This is a genomic window from Microbulbifer regidiadema (SeqCode), assembly GCF_052467605.1.
Window position 1 is genome coordinate 351169 of the sequence record NZ_CP174316.1, and the last position, 17692, is coordinate 368860.

Annotated in this window: 16 protein-coding genes and 1 pseudogene; 13 read left to right on the forward strand and 4 right to left on the reverse strand. The window is 45.2% G+C overall.

Annotated elements, in window-relative coordinates; all coding sequences use genetic code 11:
• The first annotated feature begins 19 nt into the window (after positions 1 to 19).
• The 12 genes from ACJJIF_RS02345 to ACJJIF_RS02400 all read left to right on the forward strand — a co-directional run bounded on the left by ACJJIF_RS02345 (position 20) and on the right by ACJJIF_RS02400 (position 12160).
• The gene (locus ACJJIF_RS02345; RefSeq protein ID WP_444930639.1) at positions 20 to 1411 is read left to right on the forward strand and encodes a class II 3-deoxy-7-phosphoheptulonate synthase; all 1392 of its coding nucleotides are present in this window, start codon (positions 20 to 22) and stop codon (positions 1409 to 1411) included.
• A 281-nt stretch (positions 1412 to 1692) separates the two neighbouring features.
• Positions 1693 to 1905: a hypothetical protein gene (locus ACJJIF_RS02350; RefSeq protein WP_444930640.1), complete on the forward strand. Its 213-nt coding sequence runs from the start codon at positions 1693 to 1695 to the stop codon at positions 1903 to 1905.
• Positions 1906 to 2093: 188 nt separating this feature from the next.
• A complete protein-coding gene (locus tag ACJJIF_RS02355) occupies positions 2094 to 2801 on the forward strand; it encodes a hypothetical protein (protein WP_444930641.1) in 708 nt (235 codons plus the stop codon).
• A 131-nt stretch (positions 2802 to 2932) separates the two neighbouring features.
• The gene (locus ACJJIF_RS02360) at positions 2933 to 3784 is read left to right on the forward strand and encodes a DUF817 domain-containing protein (RefSeq protein WP_444930642.1); all 852 of its coding nucleotides are present in this window, start codon (positions 2933 to 2935) and stop codon (positions 3782 to 3784) included.
• 728 nt (positions 3785 to 4512) lie between these two features.
• The gene (locus ACJJIF_RS02365) at positions 4513 to 4776 is read left to right on the forward strand and encodes a hypothetical protein (RefSeq protein WP_444930643.1); all 264 of its coding nucleotides are present in this window, start codon (positions 4513 to 4515) and stop codon (positions 4774 to 4776) included.
• Positions 4777 to 5167: 391 nt separating this feature from the next.
• The gene (locus tag ACJJIF_RS02370) at positions 5168 to 5506 is read left to right on the forward strand and encodes a hypothetical protein (protein WP_444930644.1); all 339 of its coding nucleotides are present in this window, start codon (positions 5168 to 5170) and stop codon (positions 5504 to 5506) included.
• 752 nt (positions 5507 to 6258) lie between these two features.
• Positions 6259 to 6585 carry a hypothetical protein gene (locus tag ACJJIF_RS02375; protein ID WP_444930645.1) on the forward strand — a complete coding sequence of 109 codons (327 nt, stop codon included), beginning with the start codon at positions 6259 to 6261 and terminating at the stop codon, positions 6583 to 6585.
• Positions 6586 to 7662: 1077 nt separating this feature from the next.
• Positions 7663 to 8007, forward strand: coding sequence for a hypothetical protein (locus tag ACJJIF_RS02380; protein ID WP_444930646.1), 345 nt, complete (start codon positions 7663 to 7665; stop codon positions 8005 to 8007).
• Positions 8008 to 8829: 822 nt separating this feature from the next.
• The gene (locus ACJJIF_RS02385; protein WP_444930647.1) at positions 8830 to 9165 is read left to right on the forward strand and encodes a hypothetical protein; all 336 of its coding nucleotides are present in this window, start codon (positions 8830 to 8832) and stop codon (positions 9163 to 9165) included.
• Between the two features lie 93 nt (positions 9166 to 9258).
• Entirely contained in the window at positions 9259 to 9585 is a 327-nt protein-coding gene (locus tag ACJJIF_RS02390; RefSeq protein ID WP_444930648.1) for a hypothetical protein, read from the forward strand.
• 748 nt (positions 9586 to 10333) lie between these two features.
• Positions 10334 to 10672, forward strand: a complete 339-nt coding sequence (locus ACJJIF_RS02395; RefSeq protein WP_444930649.1) for a hypothetical protein — start codon at positions 10334 to 10336, stop codon at positions 10670 to 10672.
• Between the two features lie 249 nt (positions 10673 to 10921).
• Positions 10922 to 12160: a M12 family metallo-peptidase gene (locus ACJJIF_RS02400; RefSeq protein ID WP_444930650.1), complete on the forward strand. Its 1239-nt coding sequence runs from the start codon at positions 10922 to 10924 to the stop codon at positions 12158 to 12160.
• Positions 12161 to 12432: 272 nt separating this feature from the next.
• Here the strand turns inward: ACJJIF_RS02400 and ACJJIF_RS02405 are convergent.
• Positions 12433 to 12654: pseudogene (locus tag ACJJIF_RS02405) on the reverse strand (transposase); the annotation flags it as partial.
• A gap of 238 nt (positions 12655 to 12892) precedes the next feature.
• Positions 12893 to 13963, reverse strand: coding sequence for an alkene reductase (locus ACJJIF_RS02410; RefSeq protein WP_444930651.1), 1071 nt, complete (start codon positions 13961 to 13963; stop codon positions 12893 to 12895).
• Positions 13964 to 14060: 97 nt separating this feature from the next.
• Between ACJJIF_RS02410 and ACJJIF_RS02415 the strand changes: the two genes are divergently transcribed.
• Positions 14061 to 15032 carry a LysR family transcriptional regulator gene (locus ACJJIF_RS02415; RefSeq protein WP_444930652.1) on the forward strand — a complete coding sequence of 324 codons (972 nt, stop codon included), beginning with the start codon at positions 14061 to 14063 and terminating at the stop codon, positions 15030 to 15032.
• Between the two features lie 173 nt (positions 15033 to 15205).
• On the opposite strand, the gene ACJJIF_RS02420 is transcribed toward ACJJIF_RS02415, so the two are convergent.
• Both ACJJIF_RS02420 and ACJJIF_RS02425 read right to left on the reverse strand, forming a co-directional pair.
• Positions 15206 to 15490, reverse strand: a complete 285-nt coding sequence (locus ACJJIF_RS02420; protein WP_444930653.1) for a hypothetical protein — start codon at positions 15488 to 15490, stop codon at positions 15206 to 15208.
• A 606-nt stretch (positions 15491 to 16096) separates the two neighbouring features.
• Positions 16097 to 17059: a right-handed parallel beta-helix repeat-containing protein gene (locus ACJJIF_RS02425; protein ID WP_444930654.1), complete on the reverse strand. Its 963-nt coding sequence runs from the start codon at positions 17057 to 17059 to the stop codon at positions 16097 to 16099.
• Positions 17060 to 17692 lie beyond the last annotated feature (633 nt).

Below are 17692 nucleotides of genomic sequence, written 5' to 3' on the forward strand. Positions count from 1 at the left end.
TAGCCGATAAGAGTGGAAAATGGAAGTTGAGCTAGATCCCCCTGCGCCCGAATCCCCATCCCAAATTTGGACCCCCCAGAGCTGGCGAAACTTCACCGCACATCAGCAGCCCCAATACACCTCTGGCGAAGAGGTTACCCGGGTCGCGCAACAGCTTGCCGGGCATCCACCGCTAGTCTTTGCCGCAGAGGCCCGTGAACTGCGCCGCCAGTTGGCCCAAGTTGCCGAGGGTAAGGCTTTCCTCTTGCAGGGCGGTGATTGTGCGGAGTCCTTTGCCGATTTCCATGCAAATCGTATTCGCGATACTTTCAAGGTGTTGCTGCAAATGGCCGTGGTGCTCACCTTTGCCGGTAATCTGCCGGTAGTGAAGGTAGCGAGAATGGCGGGCCAGTACGCCAAGCCCCGTTCGGCCAATACCGAGACGGTGAGTGGCGTTGAATTACCTAGCTACCGTGGCGATATTGTTAACGGTATCGATTTTACGGCTGAGGCGCGGACACCGGACCCGCAGCGGATGGTAACCGCCTATAACCAATCTGCCGCGACTCTAAACCTATTGCGGGCCTTTGCCCAAGGTGGTTTGGCGGATCTGCACCAGGTACATAAGTGGAATCTCAGTTTCCTGAAAAACAATCCGCAGCGGGAGAAGTACGCTCAATTGGCGGAGCGCCTCCAGGAGGCCCTGGAATTTATGGCGGTCTGTGGTGTTACCTCAGATAATACGCCGGTTATTCGTGAAACGATGCTCTACACATCTCACGAAGCACTTTTGCTCGAATACGAACAGGCCCTGACCCGTACCGATAGCCTGACCGGAAAATGGTATGACTGTTCGGCACATATGCTGTGGATTGGCGAGCGTACCCGCCAATTAGATGGTGCCCACGTTGAATTTCTCTCCGGTGTCTGCAACCCGATCGGAGTGAAAGTTGGCCCCAATATGCAGCCGGATGAGCTACTGCGTTTAATCGACAAGCTTAACCCGCAGAATGACGCGGGGCGCCTTACTCTGATCACCCGTATGGGGGCCGATACCCTGGGAGAAAAGCTGCCGGCGCTGGTGCGCGCGGTACAGGCCGAGGGGCGCTCAGTGGTGTGGAGTACCGATCCCATGCACGGCAATACCGTCAAAGCGGGAACAGGCTATAAAACCCGGGATTTTGATAAGATTCTGCGGGAAATTCGCGATTTCTTCTCGGTACACTGGGCCGAGGGGAGTCATCCGGGTGGTATTCACCTGGAGATGACCGGTGAGCATGTGACGGAATGTACAGGCGGGGCCTGGAAGATTTCTGAAGCTGATCTCGCCAGCTGCTACCGCACCCAATGCGATCCGCGTTTGAATGCTGACCAAGTTTTGGAGCTGGCGTTTTGTGTTTCTGAGTGGTTGCGTGCGGGACGAATTGCTTAGCTAAGATTATCTCCGTACAGCAAGAAGAAAAACCTCTTACTGCAAGCGTGTTGCTTGGTAAGGGGTTTTTTTATGCCACCCGCTTGTGAGTAGCTGATTTTTTGAGCGGCCCACCTGATAAATTATTCGCAGCCCTATTAGTCAACTTATTTATAATATATTTTAGGTTTTACTAATTGTACTTCCTTATACTTGAGTGCTTGGCGGTTTTTAAAACTGCTCGAACGAAGGTATATTTAAATCTTTGGTGGTGGAATAAGTTTTGATATAGGAAATGTAATATGAGGCGTGTTCTGAGTTTTTTACTGGGGTTGTGTCTTGTCGGGCTGGGGGCCTACCAGGCTATTGCTGTAGAACTGGATATTTACGCGATAATGCTGATTGTATTTGGTGTCGGTTTCATGGCGGGATGGTCCGGCTCATCGCGTAGCGGCAGGAGTGATGACTGGTTCGATAGCGGATCAGATAGTGGTTCCTCCTGTGGTGGTGATTAGCTTGTCTATTTGAGCTTCTAATCATGTATTAGGGTGGTAGGGGGGCAACCAAGTTACCGCAGAGCAATTGCGTGTAATCGATTTCAGCCTTTAATTCTGTATCATGTACCATTTTATATGGGTTTGAAGCTGCTGCCGGTACTGCTGATTAGAGCTGCTGAAACCTGGATGTATAGGGACAGAGAAAAATGATAGATAGGGTAGATGATTATTACTCGGCAAGCCGTAGGCGGCTATTGGCTGCAAAAATACTGGGGGTGTTATCGGCACTGATTGCGCTGTTGTGGGCGCTTATTCAGTATTTGTTTCCCGATCCCATGATCTATCTCTCCGGTATATGGCGCCCTGAGTATTTTGTCGCCTTTATGGCAATTGTCATTGTGTGTACCTCTTTATCTCTCTGTATTTGGAGTTATCTGAAAAACCGCTATCTATTTGCTGTAGTGGTAGTTCTGGCTTATTCGATCTCTTGCTTCTCGTTTTTTCTTCTGGGTAAGGAGTACCACAGCCCGGATTTTGTTGCGGGGCTGCCGAAAACAACGTCTGAGGGAGGTGTTGTATATCTGCAAGGGGTGGAAATTCAGCATGATCATTGCGCTCGCCAGGGGGGGACCGTGCAGTGTCGTATGACGGTGACTAACCGCAGAAGCGCCCAAAAAATCCGCTTTTCTTCCTGGCGCTTGGTTATGAAAGACGGCGCAGTTTTTAAGGAGTATGAGGCCTTTAGAGGCGGGCAGGCAGTGCGGGGTATAGTGTACCTGGAGCTGCCCCGGGGGGCAGAAGCCGAGTTGGAAGTCGTATTTTTTGATGTGCCCGAGCAGTATACGGAGGTTTTGAATCTCGGCTTTAGGTCTGGGAGCAAAGAGTTTGGCTTCAAAAATGTTCTGATCCGCTAGCTTGTTGGGCTTAAGAATATAGTGTTTGGCCGTCGGTCGCCTTCCCGTTGGGGCGGCCATTCAAAGGCTGGTGGTATCCTGTAGCAGTTTTCTAATACAGGGTTCTCTCTTCTGATTAGGTGTTGTTTGCAGTGTTATCAAGTGTAGATGTGAAGCGATATATCTATGAGTTTTGGTTGTTTGGTTTAAGGCAGGCTTACGCTTGTATGTTCGGCGGTTTTCTGCTGGGTATTATGATTGTAACCAGCTACTGGTACCCGCTGGAATCGATACACCGGTACGACTTTATCTTTCTTGCCGCGATTGCCTTTCAGCTTTTCCTGTTGGCGACCAAGTTGGAGACTTTCAGAGAGTCGATTGTTATTGTGGTATTCCACTTCGTTGCCACGGTTATGGAGGTATTTAAAACCTCTGATGCCATTGGTTCCTGGAGTTATCCGGAAGAGTACATTTTTGGTATTGGCAATGTCCCCCTGTTTACCGGATTTATGTATAGTGCCGTGGGCAGTTATATCGCCAGGGTTTGGCGAATCTTTGAGTTTGAGTACTCTCACTACCCATCAAAAACGCTGACTGTCGTTCTGGTGGTGCTGATCTATATTAACTTCTTTACGCATCATTATATTTGGGATTTTCGCTGGGCTTTACTGGCGGGGACAATCCTGATGTTTTATCGAACCAATATTTATTTTAAGGTCGTTGAAAAACACCGCTATATGCCATTACTCTTGGGCTGGTTACTGGTGGCGCTGTTTATTTGGTTTGCGGAAAATATTGCCACTTTTGCCAATATATGGGTTTATCCTAACCAGTCCCACCAGTGGGAAATGGTTTCACTGGCAAAGCTCAGTTCATGGTACCTGCTGATGCTGCTGAGTTTTGTGCTGGTCTCACTGATCAATAATGTGAAAATCCATTCCGCGAGAACTGCTGATTCCGTGAGTGATGGGGATGTGCAGGAGCGGCGCAGGTCGCCGGCTTAAGGCGAGCGACCTGTGCGCTTCTACGCCGTTAGGACATGGCGGGGTAATCGGTATAGCCGTTTGCCCCACCGGTGTGTGAACCGCATCATCAATAATGATAGGGCCAGTTGCTGCCGTTGCTTTCCTGTCGTTCAGGTCAGAATGACTGGCTCGCCTACTTTGCCATAGCTGCAAGAAGATTGTTCCATTCTTTACATAAGTGGCGTTAGCCATTTGTCGTTAGTCTTTAATTTAACAGATACCAGGCTTGTAAATAAAGGCGGAGATCTCTTCGTAAGGATTAGATCTGCACCGGCCGGTTGTGCGTGATATTCGGCTTTTTCGAAAAAATTAAGTAAATTACAGCTGGTTTTTAATTTGATAACACCATTCAGGGTCAGGTGACAAAATTTAGTGTGGGTCGGCTTGCAAGTCTTCATCATTTTGTGCTGGAGATGAGTGCCTGCTTTCATAGATGACTAAATAATCAGTGAGTGGATCGTAAATTTAAGGATTATTCTGCCATTTATATCAGTATGACATTGATTCTCGTAGCGTTAATAATATACGCTATTTTGGGGTTTTTGATTCGAGCATACTTCTTTATTGAACTTAATTTGGCTCTGGCAGTGAACTGCTAATCTCGCAGAACATACTATACACCAGTTAATTAATTGCCTGATAACTTAGAGGGTTTCAATATGGGTATAATTGTTGTAGTAGTAGGCTTGCTTATTTCTTAGTTTTGTTTGGCTGGGCAAGATATATTTGATCAAGAGCTGGATACGGTTTATAAGCTGGATGATGAGACCCAGTTTGAATTTAAGGTGTCTGGAGGTAATAGTTGTGGTGGTACATGGTATCGCGTAAAAAACCCAACAGAGTCTATAGAAAGTCGTAAATTTTCAATAGTTTTAACCGCATACACAACTGGTAAGAAAATTGATTTTCATGATTTAGAGGTTTGCGAAGGTAATCGTTCGACCGTGGGTTGGGTTCGCTTTTCTTTCTAACTGAAACTGAATTCACCAATGAAGGTGTTTTTAGTGGTGAAAATACAGGCTGATCATAATTTATATCATTGAATATAATTAATTTCTATGATAGTCAAGAATGGTATTGCGTAAGGGCCGTCTATCTATGAGTTAATGGATGTGTAGGTAAATTGCCGCCTCTCTTACTGGTGAGGCTTGATAGGACATTCCGGTATGTAGAGTAAAAATATGACCTCCATATTTGTTAATTATTGCCTTGAGGCTTGTTGCTTATAGTGCGGCTGGGTTTATAAAGCTTAAGGTTCAGAGTCGAATGCGGGCTTCGTTACTAGCGCAATGATTTCTGTTTGGTGGGGCTAATAGTGCGAAATTTTAAATATTTGATATTGATATTGATAAGGAGAAGAAAGTGAAATATTTATTTTTGTTATTGTTTGTTTTGGCTGGCAACGTAAATGGTGCAGGTGTGGGATCGGGAGCAGGTGAGATTACCCAGTTGTACATCCCTAAGTCTGGTAATCTTATTAGGTTATATTTCAGTAGAGATATACAAAATCCTAGTGGTTGTGACAATGATGGAGGTTATATGGTCGAGCTTGACGATACTCCTGGCAGCAGCCGATTCATGTCATCTATTTTGGCTGCATATACGGCTCAAAAGACAATTTCTTTCTGGATTGATGGTTGCACATCAGGTATTTATTGGGGTGGAACTTGGCCCGTGATTAAAGATATTTATATGAATTAAGAGTCTTGCTGGTATCACCCTTTAGGCCGCTGTGGCAGCCGTATATTTTCCCATTATCTGTCTGGGAATTTTATGCTCCAGCTTGTTCTCGGAGCGTACTGGCGCAGCGGTCTATTAGTCTTCTCGTTCAGGCCCCTCTCCCAAGGTGAATACAAATGTGCAAAATAGATCTTTGTGTTCAAGTCTCACTAATATTTCTGTGCGAAAAAGATTTTTATCGGTAAATTGTTGATATTTTTCGATGTAAATCCTCCGCTACATTGCTTGTCGAGTCAGGCATTCAGGTAAATAGCCTTACGGTTAATTGATAGGCTTCCCTTCTGGTCTGTCGTTGCCCGTTGAGCTTGATTATAGCGATAGTCTTTTTCACCACGATTATGAATGAGTTCTCTACCGATTGTTGGCTGGGTAACACCAATCTATTTTTTTAGTATCAAAATCTGGCATCGCTGTTCTTCGGTCAGATTTTGGTAATGTTTTATCCTTACTTAACCTCTTGGGGGAGAAGAAGGGTTAGAGGTTGCTTCTAGTTGGTCGTTCTTTTTTTGAGATAATTAATGGGTGCACTTTGGAACCAAATACAGGGTTGAATTCTATGGGTTTAAAGTGATAGTTTTGACTTGAAGGTTTCGTATGCATTGGCTATACGAAAAAAAGGCGCTTTTGGTGGGTTAAGGATCTAGCTATGTTTTATCATTAGGTCTTTAGTGAGGGTGTATTCTATTTTTTTCTAATATTTTTAAGGGGAAATCATGCGCTACAAGCTATTCATAACCCTGTTTTTGTTGGTGGTAGGGGTTGAAGTTTTGGCAAACTCCAGTACGGAAAATGTTTCTATAAATAAGTTGGAAAGTTGGAGTTCGGGAAGTATATTCGTAAATACAGATGAGCCTGAAAAAACAAATCCCGCTAAATGTTCGACTACTGATAAGTATATTTTGTCATCTAACGCACCTGAAATGACGAAATCAATGCTGCTTAGTTCCTATATTGCCGATAAACCAATAAGTTTAGTTATTTATAGCGGTGGTTGCGAGCTGGATAGGCCCTTGATTGTTGCCGTATATTTTGATGGTTGACGCATTTTTGATTTATTTTATTTGTAAGGTTTTAATTATCGCTTTGTTGATATTCCTGACTATTGAACATATTTCTTTTGGGGTATTAAGGTGATTCCTTGTATTGGTGTAATTAAGCTATAAGTTTTAGCTTAATAATAAAGTTTAGAGTTGGGTGAGGTTAAGTCCAGAGCTTTGCGGAAGCGATTCGCGTAGCTTTACCATGCTCAATACTTCGGGCGGTTTTAAAAATCTGGAGCCTTAAAGTGATGGAGGGAGTGCTTAGTGAGGCCTGCTTTATCGAAAGTCTAGAGTGGCCCAGAGCTATCTATAGTCGACTTACAGAGCTACAAACCCCCGGGGCTGCTAGGCTAGAACTCCCGGAAGTGTTGTAGGAGCAATATAACCGGTTTACAATAATTAATGATGCTCAATATAGCGTAAATTTAGCAACACTAATGGAAAAAAGATATAGCGGTCGATGAGTCTGATTCTTGTAATATCGTCAATATTAAAATGATTTCAAGTATTCGAGCTGGCCCATAAATCTCTAACAAAACCAAGCGTAGTCGTCAGATAAGACGCTGCCTGAACCGCCAGACCTTCTTGTTGGTGGCAATAGATTTTTAAATCGTGATGGATATGGTAATGAAAAATGTTTGAGTTTTGCAAGTCTTCTTGCAATCTTAACTCATACATCTAATGTGTACCCTACCGTTGAACCCGTTGGGGGGCAAGTCGGTATCATGAAAGATGGTGGTGTTATATATGGATCAATTCAGCTAGTAGATGATTTTTCTGCTGCCCTAGGTCGTGCGGTAGATGATGAGAGTTAGGCATTTTTTGTTATTAATGGTGGCCCTGAAAACCTGTATTCAACAGCTTTTTCAGTAGTTATGACAAATAAATTTACATTTTTTACTCTGACTCTGATTGTAGTGTCAGAGATGGTCGCCCATTGGTGGGAAGAATTGAAGTGAAAAGTTGGGTGAAGTATAAAGAATTAATCAGTTTTTCTGTTAAAAATTTGGACAGGATCTCGGTGTAACTTTTTCCAGTCTATTGTTAAAGTATTAAACGTTAATAAGGAGTTGAAGGTTGAAAAAAGTAATGATTGGGCTATCTCTAGTTGCTTCCTCTTTAGCATTTGCATTGCCTGAAGAGCAAGGGGATATCGGCTCACTGCAAATTCATCAAGACCCTAATGGATCTGATGACTCTGCTCAGCGTTTTATTTTAAAAATTTCAGGTGCTACTATATCTGAAAATAATTGCGGTGCGGATCAATGGACGGGCTATCTGAATACAGATGCTGATAAGGCATCTTACTCCACTCTTCTTGCATTGTTAATGGCAAATAAACCAGTAAAAATTCAGGGAACTAGCGCTGATACATGTATGGGTAATGGTGTGTTAATTCGTAATATTTACCCAGCATGGTGAAAGGCCCGGCTAACCAAAATAGCGACGCCGTTTCGTGATTAGGCCGTCAAAAATATCGCTTCGCTCATGGCGACAGCTGTTTGAGGCGTTAGTGCACCAAGCAAAGCTTGGTGTTTCTTGCTAGGTGAAAATCCTTGTCGGATTAGATCTAACCAGCCATCTATATCGAGTGTTGGGTTTAGAGCGGAGTAGAAAAATCATTTTTTCTCTGCGAATAAGTTATGTGAAGCGTACATAGAGAATACTATGGACCATAGGGATTATAGTGGCCCTGAAGTACTGGCATCGCTCCGGTAATAAAATGAGTTCCGGTTGCGAGATGCGTAAGGCCATCGAAGTTCAGGTAAAGCAACCGCATTGGTGAGGTCGCGGCGGATCGGCGGGGGTTATCGGGTCATGGCATATAGAACGAGACGTATTGACAATTTGAGAGATTCGAGCAGCTTGACTATGCTGGAAGTTTCATAGTAAACCTTCTGCTTAACCCGACAAATAATAAGAAGGTAGCCATTATGGAGCTATGGCAGAGTGGTTCTGCATGTCCTGTGTGTCGAGATAAAACGAAGAAATGTGGAGACTGAATCACTGCTTGATAATGGATAGCACTCCACCGGAGTCTCTAGTCATAGCACTGCCCGATAGTAGTCAGGGCTAAGTGTTGATGGGGGGAGGTGTTAGTTCAGTCTTGAATGTCAATTTTATTTTTTAATAATATTTGAGTGGTGGGTTGAGTTATTGATAATCTAGGTCTTAATGTACCCTCTAGCAGGGTTGCAGTAAAATTAGCGGAATATCATTTAATAATTTGAAGGTGGAATAAGGGTGAAAATAATAATAGTGGTATTATTGCTGGTTTATTCAGTTAATATTTGGGCTTTAGAAACTGAAATAGATGAAATTAAGCGCATATCTTCATCGACATCCTCAGTTTCGGTGGTTTGGGCTGAGACAAGTTGGGGGGATTCGTTTGAGAGTGAATGTGCAACTACTTCCGTTGTGGCGATTGATACATCTGGTGAGGCAGGAAGAAGTGTGTTATCTGTAACGCTATTGGCTTTCATGTCAAATAAAAAAGTTAAATTTGAATATAGTGATAAGGAGTGCTTGCCAGTTGGGGGTTGGGCTCCGAAAGTTTTGAGGGTGGATGTGTTTGACTAGCCTATATTTGCTGGCAATGTATTTACATGTCTCTTCTTGATTGTTGAGATGGGGGAGGGATATCCTCTTTATACATAAGGAGTTAATTACAAAATGAATATGCTAAAAATAAGTCCCCTGACGCCTATTTTGTTGTCTTTATCCCTCAATGTTTTCGCATGGGAAAGCGTTGAGGATGCCAAGATTACTGAGTTTGTTCAGTTCAACACAGGGATCGATAGGGATTATTCAATCGCTAAATTTGAGCAGGATGGCGGTGCATTTATTAGGTGCCACGTTTCCTATGAGGAGAAAGAGTTCACCTCGTTAATTATCTCGTTGTATATGTCGGGGAAATCGGCCACCGTACATTGCTACAATGAGGAATTGGATATTGGAGGTATTAAATCTTACAAGTTGCATCGTGTAATCGCTAAATAATGTAAAGTCAAGCTGTGAGGTGGGGTATAAAAGTATGCGCCTTTAGTAACATTAAATTTGTTATGTAAAGAAAGCTTGCAGTTGAGATTTTTTGAGCTTACAGAGTAATGACGAAGTGGGGGCTCTGATGAGCCAGATCTTCTCCCGAAGTTAGATTGAGTGGTTTAAAAAATGGGCTTTAAGCGTACAGCCGTTAGGTGGGTAGATATTTTCTCCTTGTTAATAAGTTCGTAAAGCCTGTTAGTACAGGTGTTCAGTGTTTTCGCCAGCCTTTTATGTGGCGGAAGGGGTGCTCGGCCTTGGCTCTAACCTGTGCCTTTATTTTTCCCGCTCCGATCTGCCCAGAATTACCCCGCGCTATGTGCAATTCCTGTTGCATCATCAGTACCAATATTCATTTTCATATCAAAGTATCATTGCCCACCGTTTTGGTCTGATGTGTATCTGGACCATGAGTTTTCTCTCTGTTTTGGGGTTGGGTGCGCTGATAATTAGAGCTGATGAGCAAGTGGGTATGCCTTAAGCCGGTGGTGAAGTTAGGGAGTTGATAGACCTGTTTTCTAAATAAAATCCTCTTTATGAATTTTATGGCGCCTGCTTTTGCATTCAGCTTCTGTTCTGACGAGCTGGCTTGATATATGGTTTGTGTTGCGTTATTTTCCTTGCGGTTGATTGTTATTCAATCCTATTTTAGGGTGCGGGCTTATTTCAGCGGTCCCTCAATTGATAGTGAAATATGGATATTACTATGAAGAAAATATTGCTCTTTACTACGTTACTTTTTCTTTCGGGTCAGTCTGCAGCTGAAGTGGTCAGTGGATGGACAAAAATAGATTACTTAACGGGTGGCTGGTCTGATAAGCGAATTAATTTAGTGCTGAGCTCTATCGATTCACCTGATCCGGCTGGATGTAATTATAGTAATAGTAAGCTGGCCCAGGCCGATGATACTTCAGAAAATTTTGACCAAATGTTATCAATGGCGTTAAGTGCTCACTTGGCGGAAAGGGAGGTGAGTGTTGTGATTAGTGAAAGTCAGTGTTCATTGGGGGGAAGGCCTAAGATTGTCGCCGTTTATATTCGATGATTTTAGGTGAATTTTGATTTGCTTGGCTGGGTGTGATTTGCATGCTGTGCGGAAATATCTGCCGCTATTTATGTGAGTAAGGCATCCAGCCAATCCGGATTTAAAGACGTATAATACAAAGTGAAGTCAGTTATACTTTGACTATTTATGGGTGTGGTAGTCTCCGTTAATGTTCGTGAGACTTCTATCCACTCCTAAAATCACTGCTTAGCCAATTGATAGATTGGTCTAATAATGGGAGTTATATTAATGAAGATATATCGAGTATTAACCTTCTGTTTGCTGGCTATAATTGCCTCTCTTTCTTCTGCGGAAGAGGGTAGTAAATATAATCTGCTAATCGAAAAGTTTGAAGAGATAGATCGAATTAAAGGCGTTTCAGCTACTCGGGGGCGCTTTAATGATGAGCTTAAAGGGGTAAAAAAGGGAGATGGTATTGAGCTATCTCTAAATGGAAAGAAGCTTCACTTCAATATACGCAGCGTACGTAAGGGTAAGGGAAAATTGTCCTTCTCTGGGTTTGGGGCTGGAGCTGCTGATTTTATCACTATGGCGGAGAATAATGGTAAAGTTGTAGGGTCTATTCAGGTGCAGGGTAAGCTATATAAGGTGAGACCAGGCCTGGATAATGAGATTGTAATTACAGAGGTCTCAACTTCAAATTTTATAGATCACGACCGCAACTATTATGAGAGTTTTGATGGCTCCCTAAATTCAGAGGTGTCGCCCCCTTTGTCAGCCGAAAGTGCTTTAGATTCTGGCAGTGAAATCACAGTTCTCGTTGCCTATACCAGTGCATTTGAAGCGGATGCTGGTGATGTTTCGGCCTATATGGATCTTTTGGAGGAGGAGACAAATACGTCTTATGCAAATAGCCAGATAAATACTTCCGTCAAAATAGTCCATGCTTACAAGACCAGCTATGAGGATAGCGGCAGCTTTTCGGATGATCTGAGCTTCTTTTCTAATTCCAGCAATGCAGAAACGGCTGAGCTATTACAGTTAAGAGAGCTGTATAATGCGGACATCATGATGATATTAACGGGGAATGATTACGGTGGCTGTGGGCAGGCCACAGTGATTAGTGCCGTAGAGTCTAACGCTCTAGCCGCTGCGAAAGAGGCGTGTGCAGCAGGTTATTTCAGTTTTGGTCATGAAATTGGGCATTTGATGGGCGCGAGGCATATTGTGTCTACCGACCCTAGCACAGAACCCTTCCCCTACGGCCATGGCTACTGCAATACAACACCGGGAACCTGGAGAACTGTAATGGCCTATGGCTGCTCATCCGATTCTGGTGGTGACAGAATTCAGTACTGGTCTAATCCAGATGTTTCTATAAATGGAGATGTTACAGGGTCCGTAGATCTTGAGGATAATGCTCGAGTTCTTAATGAGCGTTCTCTGACAGTAGCCAATTTCAGAGTTTCTGCTGAGCAGGAAAATTATGCTTGGCTGGTGCCCGTAATCAGCCTTATTTTACAGTAAAGTAAAAAGTGAGCATTTAAATGCTCACTTTAACTTTCGCTCACATCTAACAAGACTTCGGACAGTTGGTTTATTTTTTCTGGGCTTTACACCTGTGGCCGGTTTATACGGCAAGATCAGTGATGTGAAAATACAGATATATTCTAAGCCTGGAAATAGAGAGTGGGAAAGGATTGAGTGATCATAGTGCGTGGCCCCATATGCTTGGTGAGCTGGGATGAGGGGTGTCCAGGTTAATATATATAAATTAGGGGGAAATATGAAACCTGCATTCAACTCTGAAGTGTATCACTCTTTAGGCTGCTGCGACAGGTCGTATATTCTCCCATGACTTGTTTCGGGGTTTTATAGCCCAACATCTTTCTCGGACGATTATTTAAACGCTCAATAGCTGCTTCGACATCTGCTTGGTCCACAAGCTTGAAATTAGTTTGTTTAGGAAAGTACTGACGCAGTAGATCATTAGTATTCTCACTTAGGCCCCTCTCCCAAGATGAATTTTGCTCTTACGATCTACAATGGTGACCAGAGTGCTGCTAAGGCCTTTACTTGTAGGCAAATAATTTAAGCCACATAAAATGGGGTTGTAAGTGCCATATGGGTTTGGGGTTGTTGAGTTCTGCATTGGTCTCATCGACCAATAATGTAAAAATCCACTCCGCGAGAACAGCTGATTCCGTGAGCGGCGCAGGCCGCCCGCTTAAGGCGAGTGACCTGCGCGCTTCTGCGATGTTAGGACATAGTGGGGTAATCGGTATAGCCGTTTGCCCCACCGGTGTAGAAAGTAGTTGGGTCTGCTTCATTCAAATGGGCATTTGCTTTAAAGCGTTCGAGTAGGTCCGGATTTGCCAGGTATGGAACGCCGAAGGCTACCGCGTCCACCTGCTGCTGGCCGATGGCCTCGTTGGCCTCATCCCGTCCATAGCCCATATTGCCTATCAGGTTGCCCTTGTACTCTTCCCTCGCCGGGGTGAGTACATCGCCTAGCTGCTCGCCCAGGAAGTCTGCTCGCATCAGGTGCCAGTAGGCCAGGTTGTAAGCATTCAGCTCAGTGGCGAGCCAGCGGGTGTGCCCCTCGGGGTCGCTGTCACGCATACTGTTGAACCCATTTAATGGGGATGTTCTGAGTCCGACCCTGCCCGAACCCCAGACCTCGATAACGGCCTCCAGGACTTCAAAGAGCAGGCGTGCGCGATTCTCTAAAGACCCGCCATACTGGTCAGTTCGCAGGTTTGAGCCATCCCGTAGAAAGCTGTCCAAGAGATAACCGTTGGCACCGTGAACCTCAACGCCATCAAAGCCGGCCTCTTTCGCATGGATTGCGCCCTGTCTGAAAGCGGCAACAATCCCCGGAATCTCCTCGGTTTCAAGAGATCTTGGGGTGGTGTAGGGCTTTTTTCCATCCGGTGTGTGAACGGTATCGTCAATAGCGATTGGGCTGGCCGCTACTGCGGTTGTACCGCCGTTCAAGTCGGGATGACTGGCTCGTCCACCATGCCACAGTTGCAGGAATATCTTGCCGCCCTTTGCGTGAACGGCGTCGGTCACCTGCCGCCAGCCTTCAATTTGCTCTTGGGAATAGATACCGGGTTCGGAAATAAACGCGGAGGTGCCTTCGGCGACCATGGTGGCCTCGGCAATAATCAGGCCGGCGCCTGCCCGCTGTGCGTAATATTCCGCCATTAAAGGGGTGGGTACGTGATCTTTAGCCCTTGAGCGAGTAAGAGGGGCCATTACCGCGCGGTTAGCGAGCTTCACATCCCCTAGTTGAATGCTTGAAAACAAATCCTGTATTGGAGTCATCTTAGTATACCTTAAATAGGGTGGCAAAATGCTGTTGTTCATCAATGCTGTACAGACTATGCTTGTGCCGAAATTGAAACAATAGGGGCTTTTGAAATTGATTGTTCGTAATTTAGAAACTATTGACTTTCGAACTTTGGCGATCTTTGTAACGACTTGCCGGTTGATGAGCCTAACCCAGTGTGCCGATGAGCTGGGGTTACCTAAGTCCACAGTGAGCAAGGCCATTTCCAAGCTGGAAGAGCAGCTGCAAGCCAAGCTGCTGGAGCGCTCCACACGGAAAATCGAGATTACCGATGCGGGCAAGGTCGCCCTGCGCCGGGTCTCTCTGCTGGTGGAGGAGTTTAAGTCCCTGCGCGAGGATGTGCGGGATATAGAGCAGCAAGTACAGGGCCTGCTGCGGATATCGGCCCCTCCGGCGATGGGGAGTTACCTGGCCCAATATATCCTCCCTCCATTTCTACAGCAGTGGCCCAAAGCCCAGGTCTCTCTGGAGCTTTCCAATGTATTTGATGATCTCTTTGTTCGGGGGATCGACCTGGCAGTTCGTGTCGGGAGGGTCGCAGACGAGCGCCTGGTGGCGAGAGAGATTGGCTATACAACCCAGGTGCTGGTCGCCAGCCCGGATTATTTAAGAGAGCATGGCGTACCTGAATCACCAGAGGATCTCAGCCAGCATAATTGCATTACTGCCGGCACAGGCCAGGAAGCCGCTTTTTGGACTCTGGTTTCCGAGGAGCGAACCGAATCTGTTGAGGTACGAAGTAATTTCCATTGCGACAATCCGGAAACCGCTAAAAGGGCTGCGGCGGCAGGGGTGGGCATCGCCCAAATTCCGGTTAACAGTATGATCTGTGAGCTGGAGAGGCTGGAGCTGATCCGGATATTTCCCGATTGGCACGCGATTTATATGCCTATTTATCTGGTTTATCGACCCGGCGCCAGTAAACCAAAGAGGGTTTCGGCACTGCTGGACTATTTATTGAGTATTAAACAGCGCTTTGAGTTCGGCCCAGACCACCAGTTATGCCAATATGAGGCGTGCCCGCTTGGAACTGGACAGAAATAAAGTGGCAGATAATAGCTCGGTTATTCACCAGGTGGGCTTATAGAGTCCCTGAGCAAAGTTAATTCTCAGCAAGCTCTCCGGTATTGGCGGCGCACAGGGTGAGACAAATCAGGCCGGGAATAGGCGCAAGCAATATAGAGGTCCCCAATTAATACTCCGAAGTTGTTCGGGGGCTATTCCTGGCAGCTTGGGGCTGCGTTCGCGAAGGCATTGCCTGAGCAGAAATTACTATTGATACTACAATCTTCACTTTCGAATAGATCGAAAAGATCTAAAATTTGATTTCTTGAGGCAATATTGTTGTTGGTAGATCCAAAGCCGGAAAGATAAATAGCGGAGGGCCCACTCTCTGTTGCTTTATTGTTCAAAATGATATTAAAGCTCCCACCTATTTCTATGCTGCTATTGTCGTTGCCTTGGGGTGTTTTTGAAATAAAAATAGAGAAATTGCCATCCATTTCAGTCCCAACGTCGTTTGAGTGGATGATGGTGTTTCCTATCAGGATATTAGCAATACCATTTAGTTCTATGCCCTCATTACCGGAATATTCACAATATTTTCGCAAATAAAGTTGTAATTATCATTAATACCCATATCGTCATCCTAGCTGGCTCCATCACCGAGAGTGTAATTGTCGGTGACTGTGTTGCCGCTGTTTACCACAATGGCATTGTCCTGCGGGAGAGGGATGTGGAGATTATCAATAATGTGGAGTCCCGCTTCTATAAGCAGTACCGCATCGTGACAGCCATTGATTGTTCCGGCAGATAACCCAGCGGCTTAGCCTGTGAGGGCTATATCATGGGAGTGAGTTGCTGTTCTCGCAGGTAAGGTCTTCTGTCAGTGTGGTGAATTCGGTAATGATATCGCCGTATTCTAGCGCATTAATACTCTGCGGCAGGGAGGTTCCTAAAGTTAATAGAGTTGCAGATAAAGTTTTAGGAGGTGGAGTACAACATGGCTTGACCTATTTAGTAAGCCTCTGAAAAATCCTTGCGGGCCTTTCAGGCCCGCTCTAAGACTGGGGCGCTTCACAGCGCTGTGCGCTGTTGGCCTCAGGAGTTTAATTTAAAATTAAATTTAGACAGGATGGAGAGGCAGTAGTGGCAATATTATTTTCCCAGATATTACTGCCGGTGCAATCTGGGTCGACGGCATCATAGAGATCGTAGGTCTGGCCGGTTGCGGTATTGCCCGAGATGGTATTGTTGGTGGGCTTGGAGTCTAGAATAAATATCCCATAAGTGCCGTTGCTAATTACATAATTACCATTGATAGAGTTGCCATCCCCCCGGTCCAGATCAATACCACCGTTACCATTACCTACAATAGTATTTCCCGAGATGGTGTTGAGGTCATCATCTATTTCGATACCGCTACCACCATTGAAGGCCGAGATATTGCCGTGCACATTGCTAAAGGTGCCATTGACTTCAATGCCATCATACTTGGAATATACTGTTTCGTTGGCAATGACTGAATTAAACGAGCCGTTAATCAGGATGCCTTCGTCACCGGCAGCCTCAACCGTATTGCTATAAATAACATTAAAGTCCCCACGGATAACAATGCCGTTATCAGAGTCTGAGGCATCGCCGATAACTTCCATATCGCTGACAAGGTTGTTGTCACTTTTGACAGTGACCGCATCATCACCAAAGTCGCTGACGTTGACATCTGCTACCGTATGGGAGCCGTTTCCCGCCAAAGTAACGGCATCGTGGCAACCGATAACTTCACCCCCTGAAAGCCGCGCGCCGCTTTCCTCCAAAAGGATGCCAAGGCCATACTCATTGGTGGAGCAGGTTAAGCTGTGCTCTCCCATGGATAGGCTGCCGGCGGGGCCTTCAATAGTAATAGCGACATCATCTGGGTCGGCGATAGTGCACACTAAATCGCCATCGAGAGTGGTTGGTGTAGTAATAACGTCACCACAGCTAACGGTCTGCGCTTGTGAGCCTGTGGCAATACCCATTGATAAGAGTGCGATCGCCGCGCTCAGAGGAAAAATGGATTTTTTTTGCATGAGTCTATCCCTAACTTTTAATCTGAGGATCGAATGTTGAATACGTTAATAAGTCAGATTTGCGCCTACAAAAGGGGGCCGCTTTTTTGTTTAAATATTGACCAATTTGTATCAGCCGGATAAATATCGTTTTGAAGTGTTGCTAGTAATTTTTAATGGGAATAATTATAAAAAGTTGAATAAAGGGTCTCTAACTAGCGCCGTATTATGTTGCGATCCGCTCGGCGAGGCGCGCAGAGTCGTGTTGCAACTACTTGAAAGGCCTAGCTATTTGTGGGAATCAGGCCTTAATTGCGAATGGTTTTGATCGTTAGCGGCATCGCATAATTCATTGAACGGCCAGCATAATTGCTGGCGGAAGTCTTTGGTATTTGTCTTCTGATTGTTGATATGTATTAGAAGGGGCAGGGGTGTAGTGACCGCCAGCGAGCGTGTAGTTTTGCGGGTTAGCTTTGAGCGGGGGTGTGGTGTTGCTACTCAGTTGCGTTGGGCTTTACTGGGTGCAGTCCCCAAGTCGATATTCTCCTGTTCGCGGTAGGTCATGCTCTTAAATGAACCCAGTAGACTTTTTAGTCAGAAATGTGGGGATTGTCGTGTATTTCTCTCATTCTACCGCAGTGGTGACTTTGAATT

What these genes read in the sequence shown, in the direction of transcription:
- ACJJIF_RS02345 (WP_444930639.1), top strand. Translation starts at nt 20, where the DNA reads ATGGAAGTTGAGCTAGATCCCCCTGCGCCCGAATCCCCATCCCAAATT.
- ACJJIF_RS02350 (WP_444930640.1), top strand. Translation starts at nt 1,693, where the DNA reads ATGAGGCGTGTTCTGAGTTTTTTACTGGGGTTGTGTCTTGTCGGGCTG.
- ACJJIF_RS02355 (WP_444930641.1), top strand. Translation starts at nt 2,094, where the DNA reads ATGATAGATAGGGTAGATGATTATTACTCGGCAAGCCGTAGGCGGCTA.
- ACJJIF_RS02375 (WP_444930645.1), top strand. Translation starts at nt 6,259, where the DNA reads ATGCGCTACAAGCTATTCATAACCCTGTTTTTGTTGGTGGTAGGGGTT.
- ACJJIF_RS02390 (WP_444930648.1), top strand. Translation starts at nt 9,259, where the DNA reads ATGAATATGCTAAAAATAAGTCCCCTGACGCCTATTTTGTTGTCTTTA.
- ACJJIF_RS02395 (WP_444930649.1), top strand. Translation starts at nt 10,334, where the DNA reads ATGAAGAAAATATTGCTCTTTACTACGTTACTTTTTCTTTCGGGTCAG.
- ACJJIF_RS02400 (WP_444930650.1), top strand. Translation starts at nt 10,922, where the DNA reads ATGAAGATATATCGAGTATTAACCTTCTGTTTGCTGGCTATAATTGCC.
- ACJJIF_RS02410 (WP_444930651.1), bottom strand. Translation starts at nt 13,963, where the DNA reads ATGACTCCAATACAGGATTTGTTTTCAAGCATTCAACTAGGGGATGTG.
- ACJJIF_RS02420 (WP_444930653.1), bottom strand. Translation starts at nt 15,490, where the DNA reads ATGGATGGCAATTTCTCTATTTTTATTTCAAAAACACCCCAAGGCAAC.
- ACJJIF_RS02425 (WP_444930654.1), bottom strand. Translation starts at nt 17,059, where the DNA reads ATGCAAAAAAAATCCATTTTTCCTCTGAGCGCGGCGATCGCACTCTTA.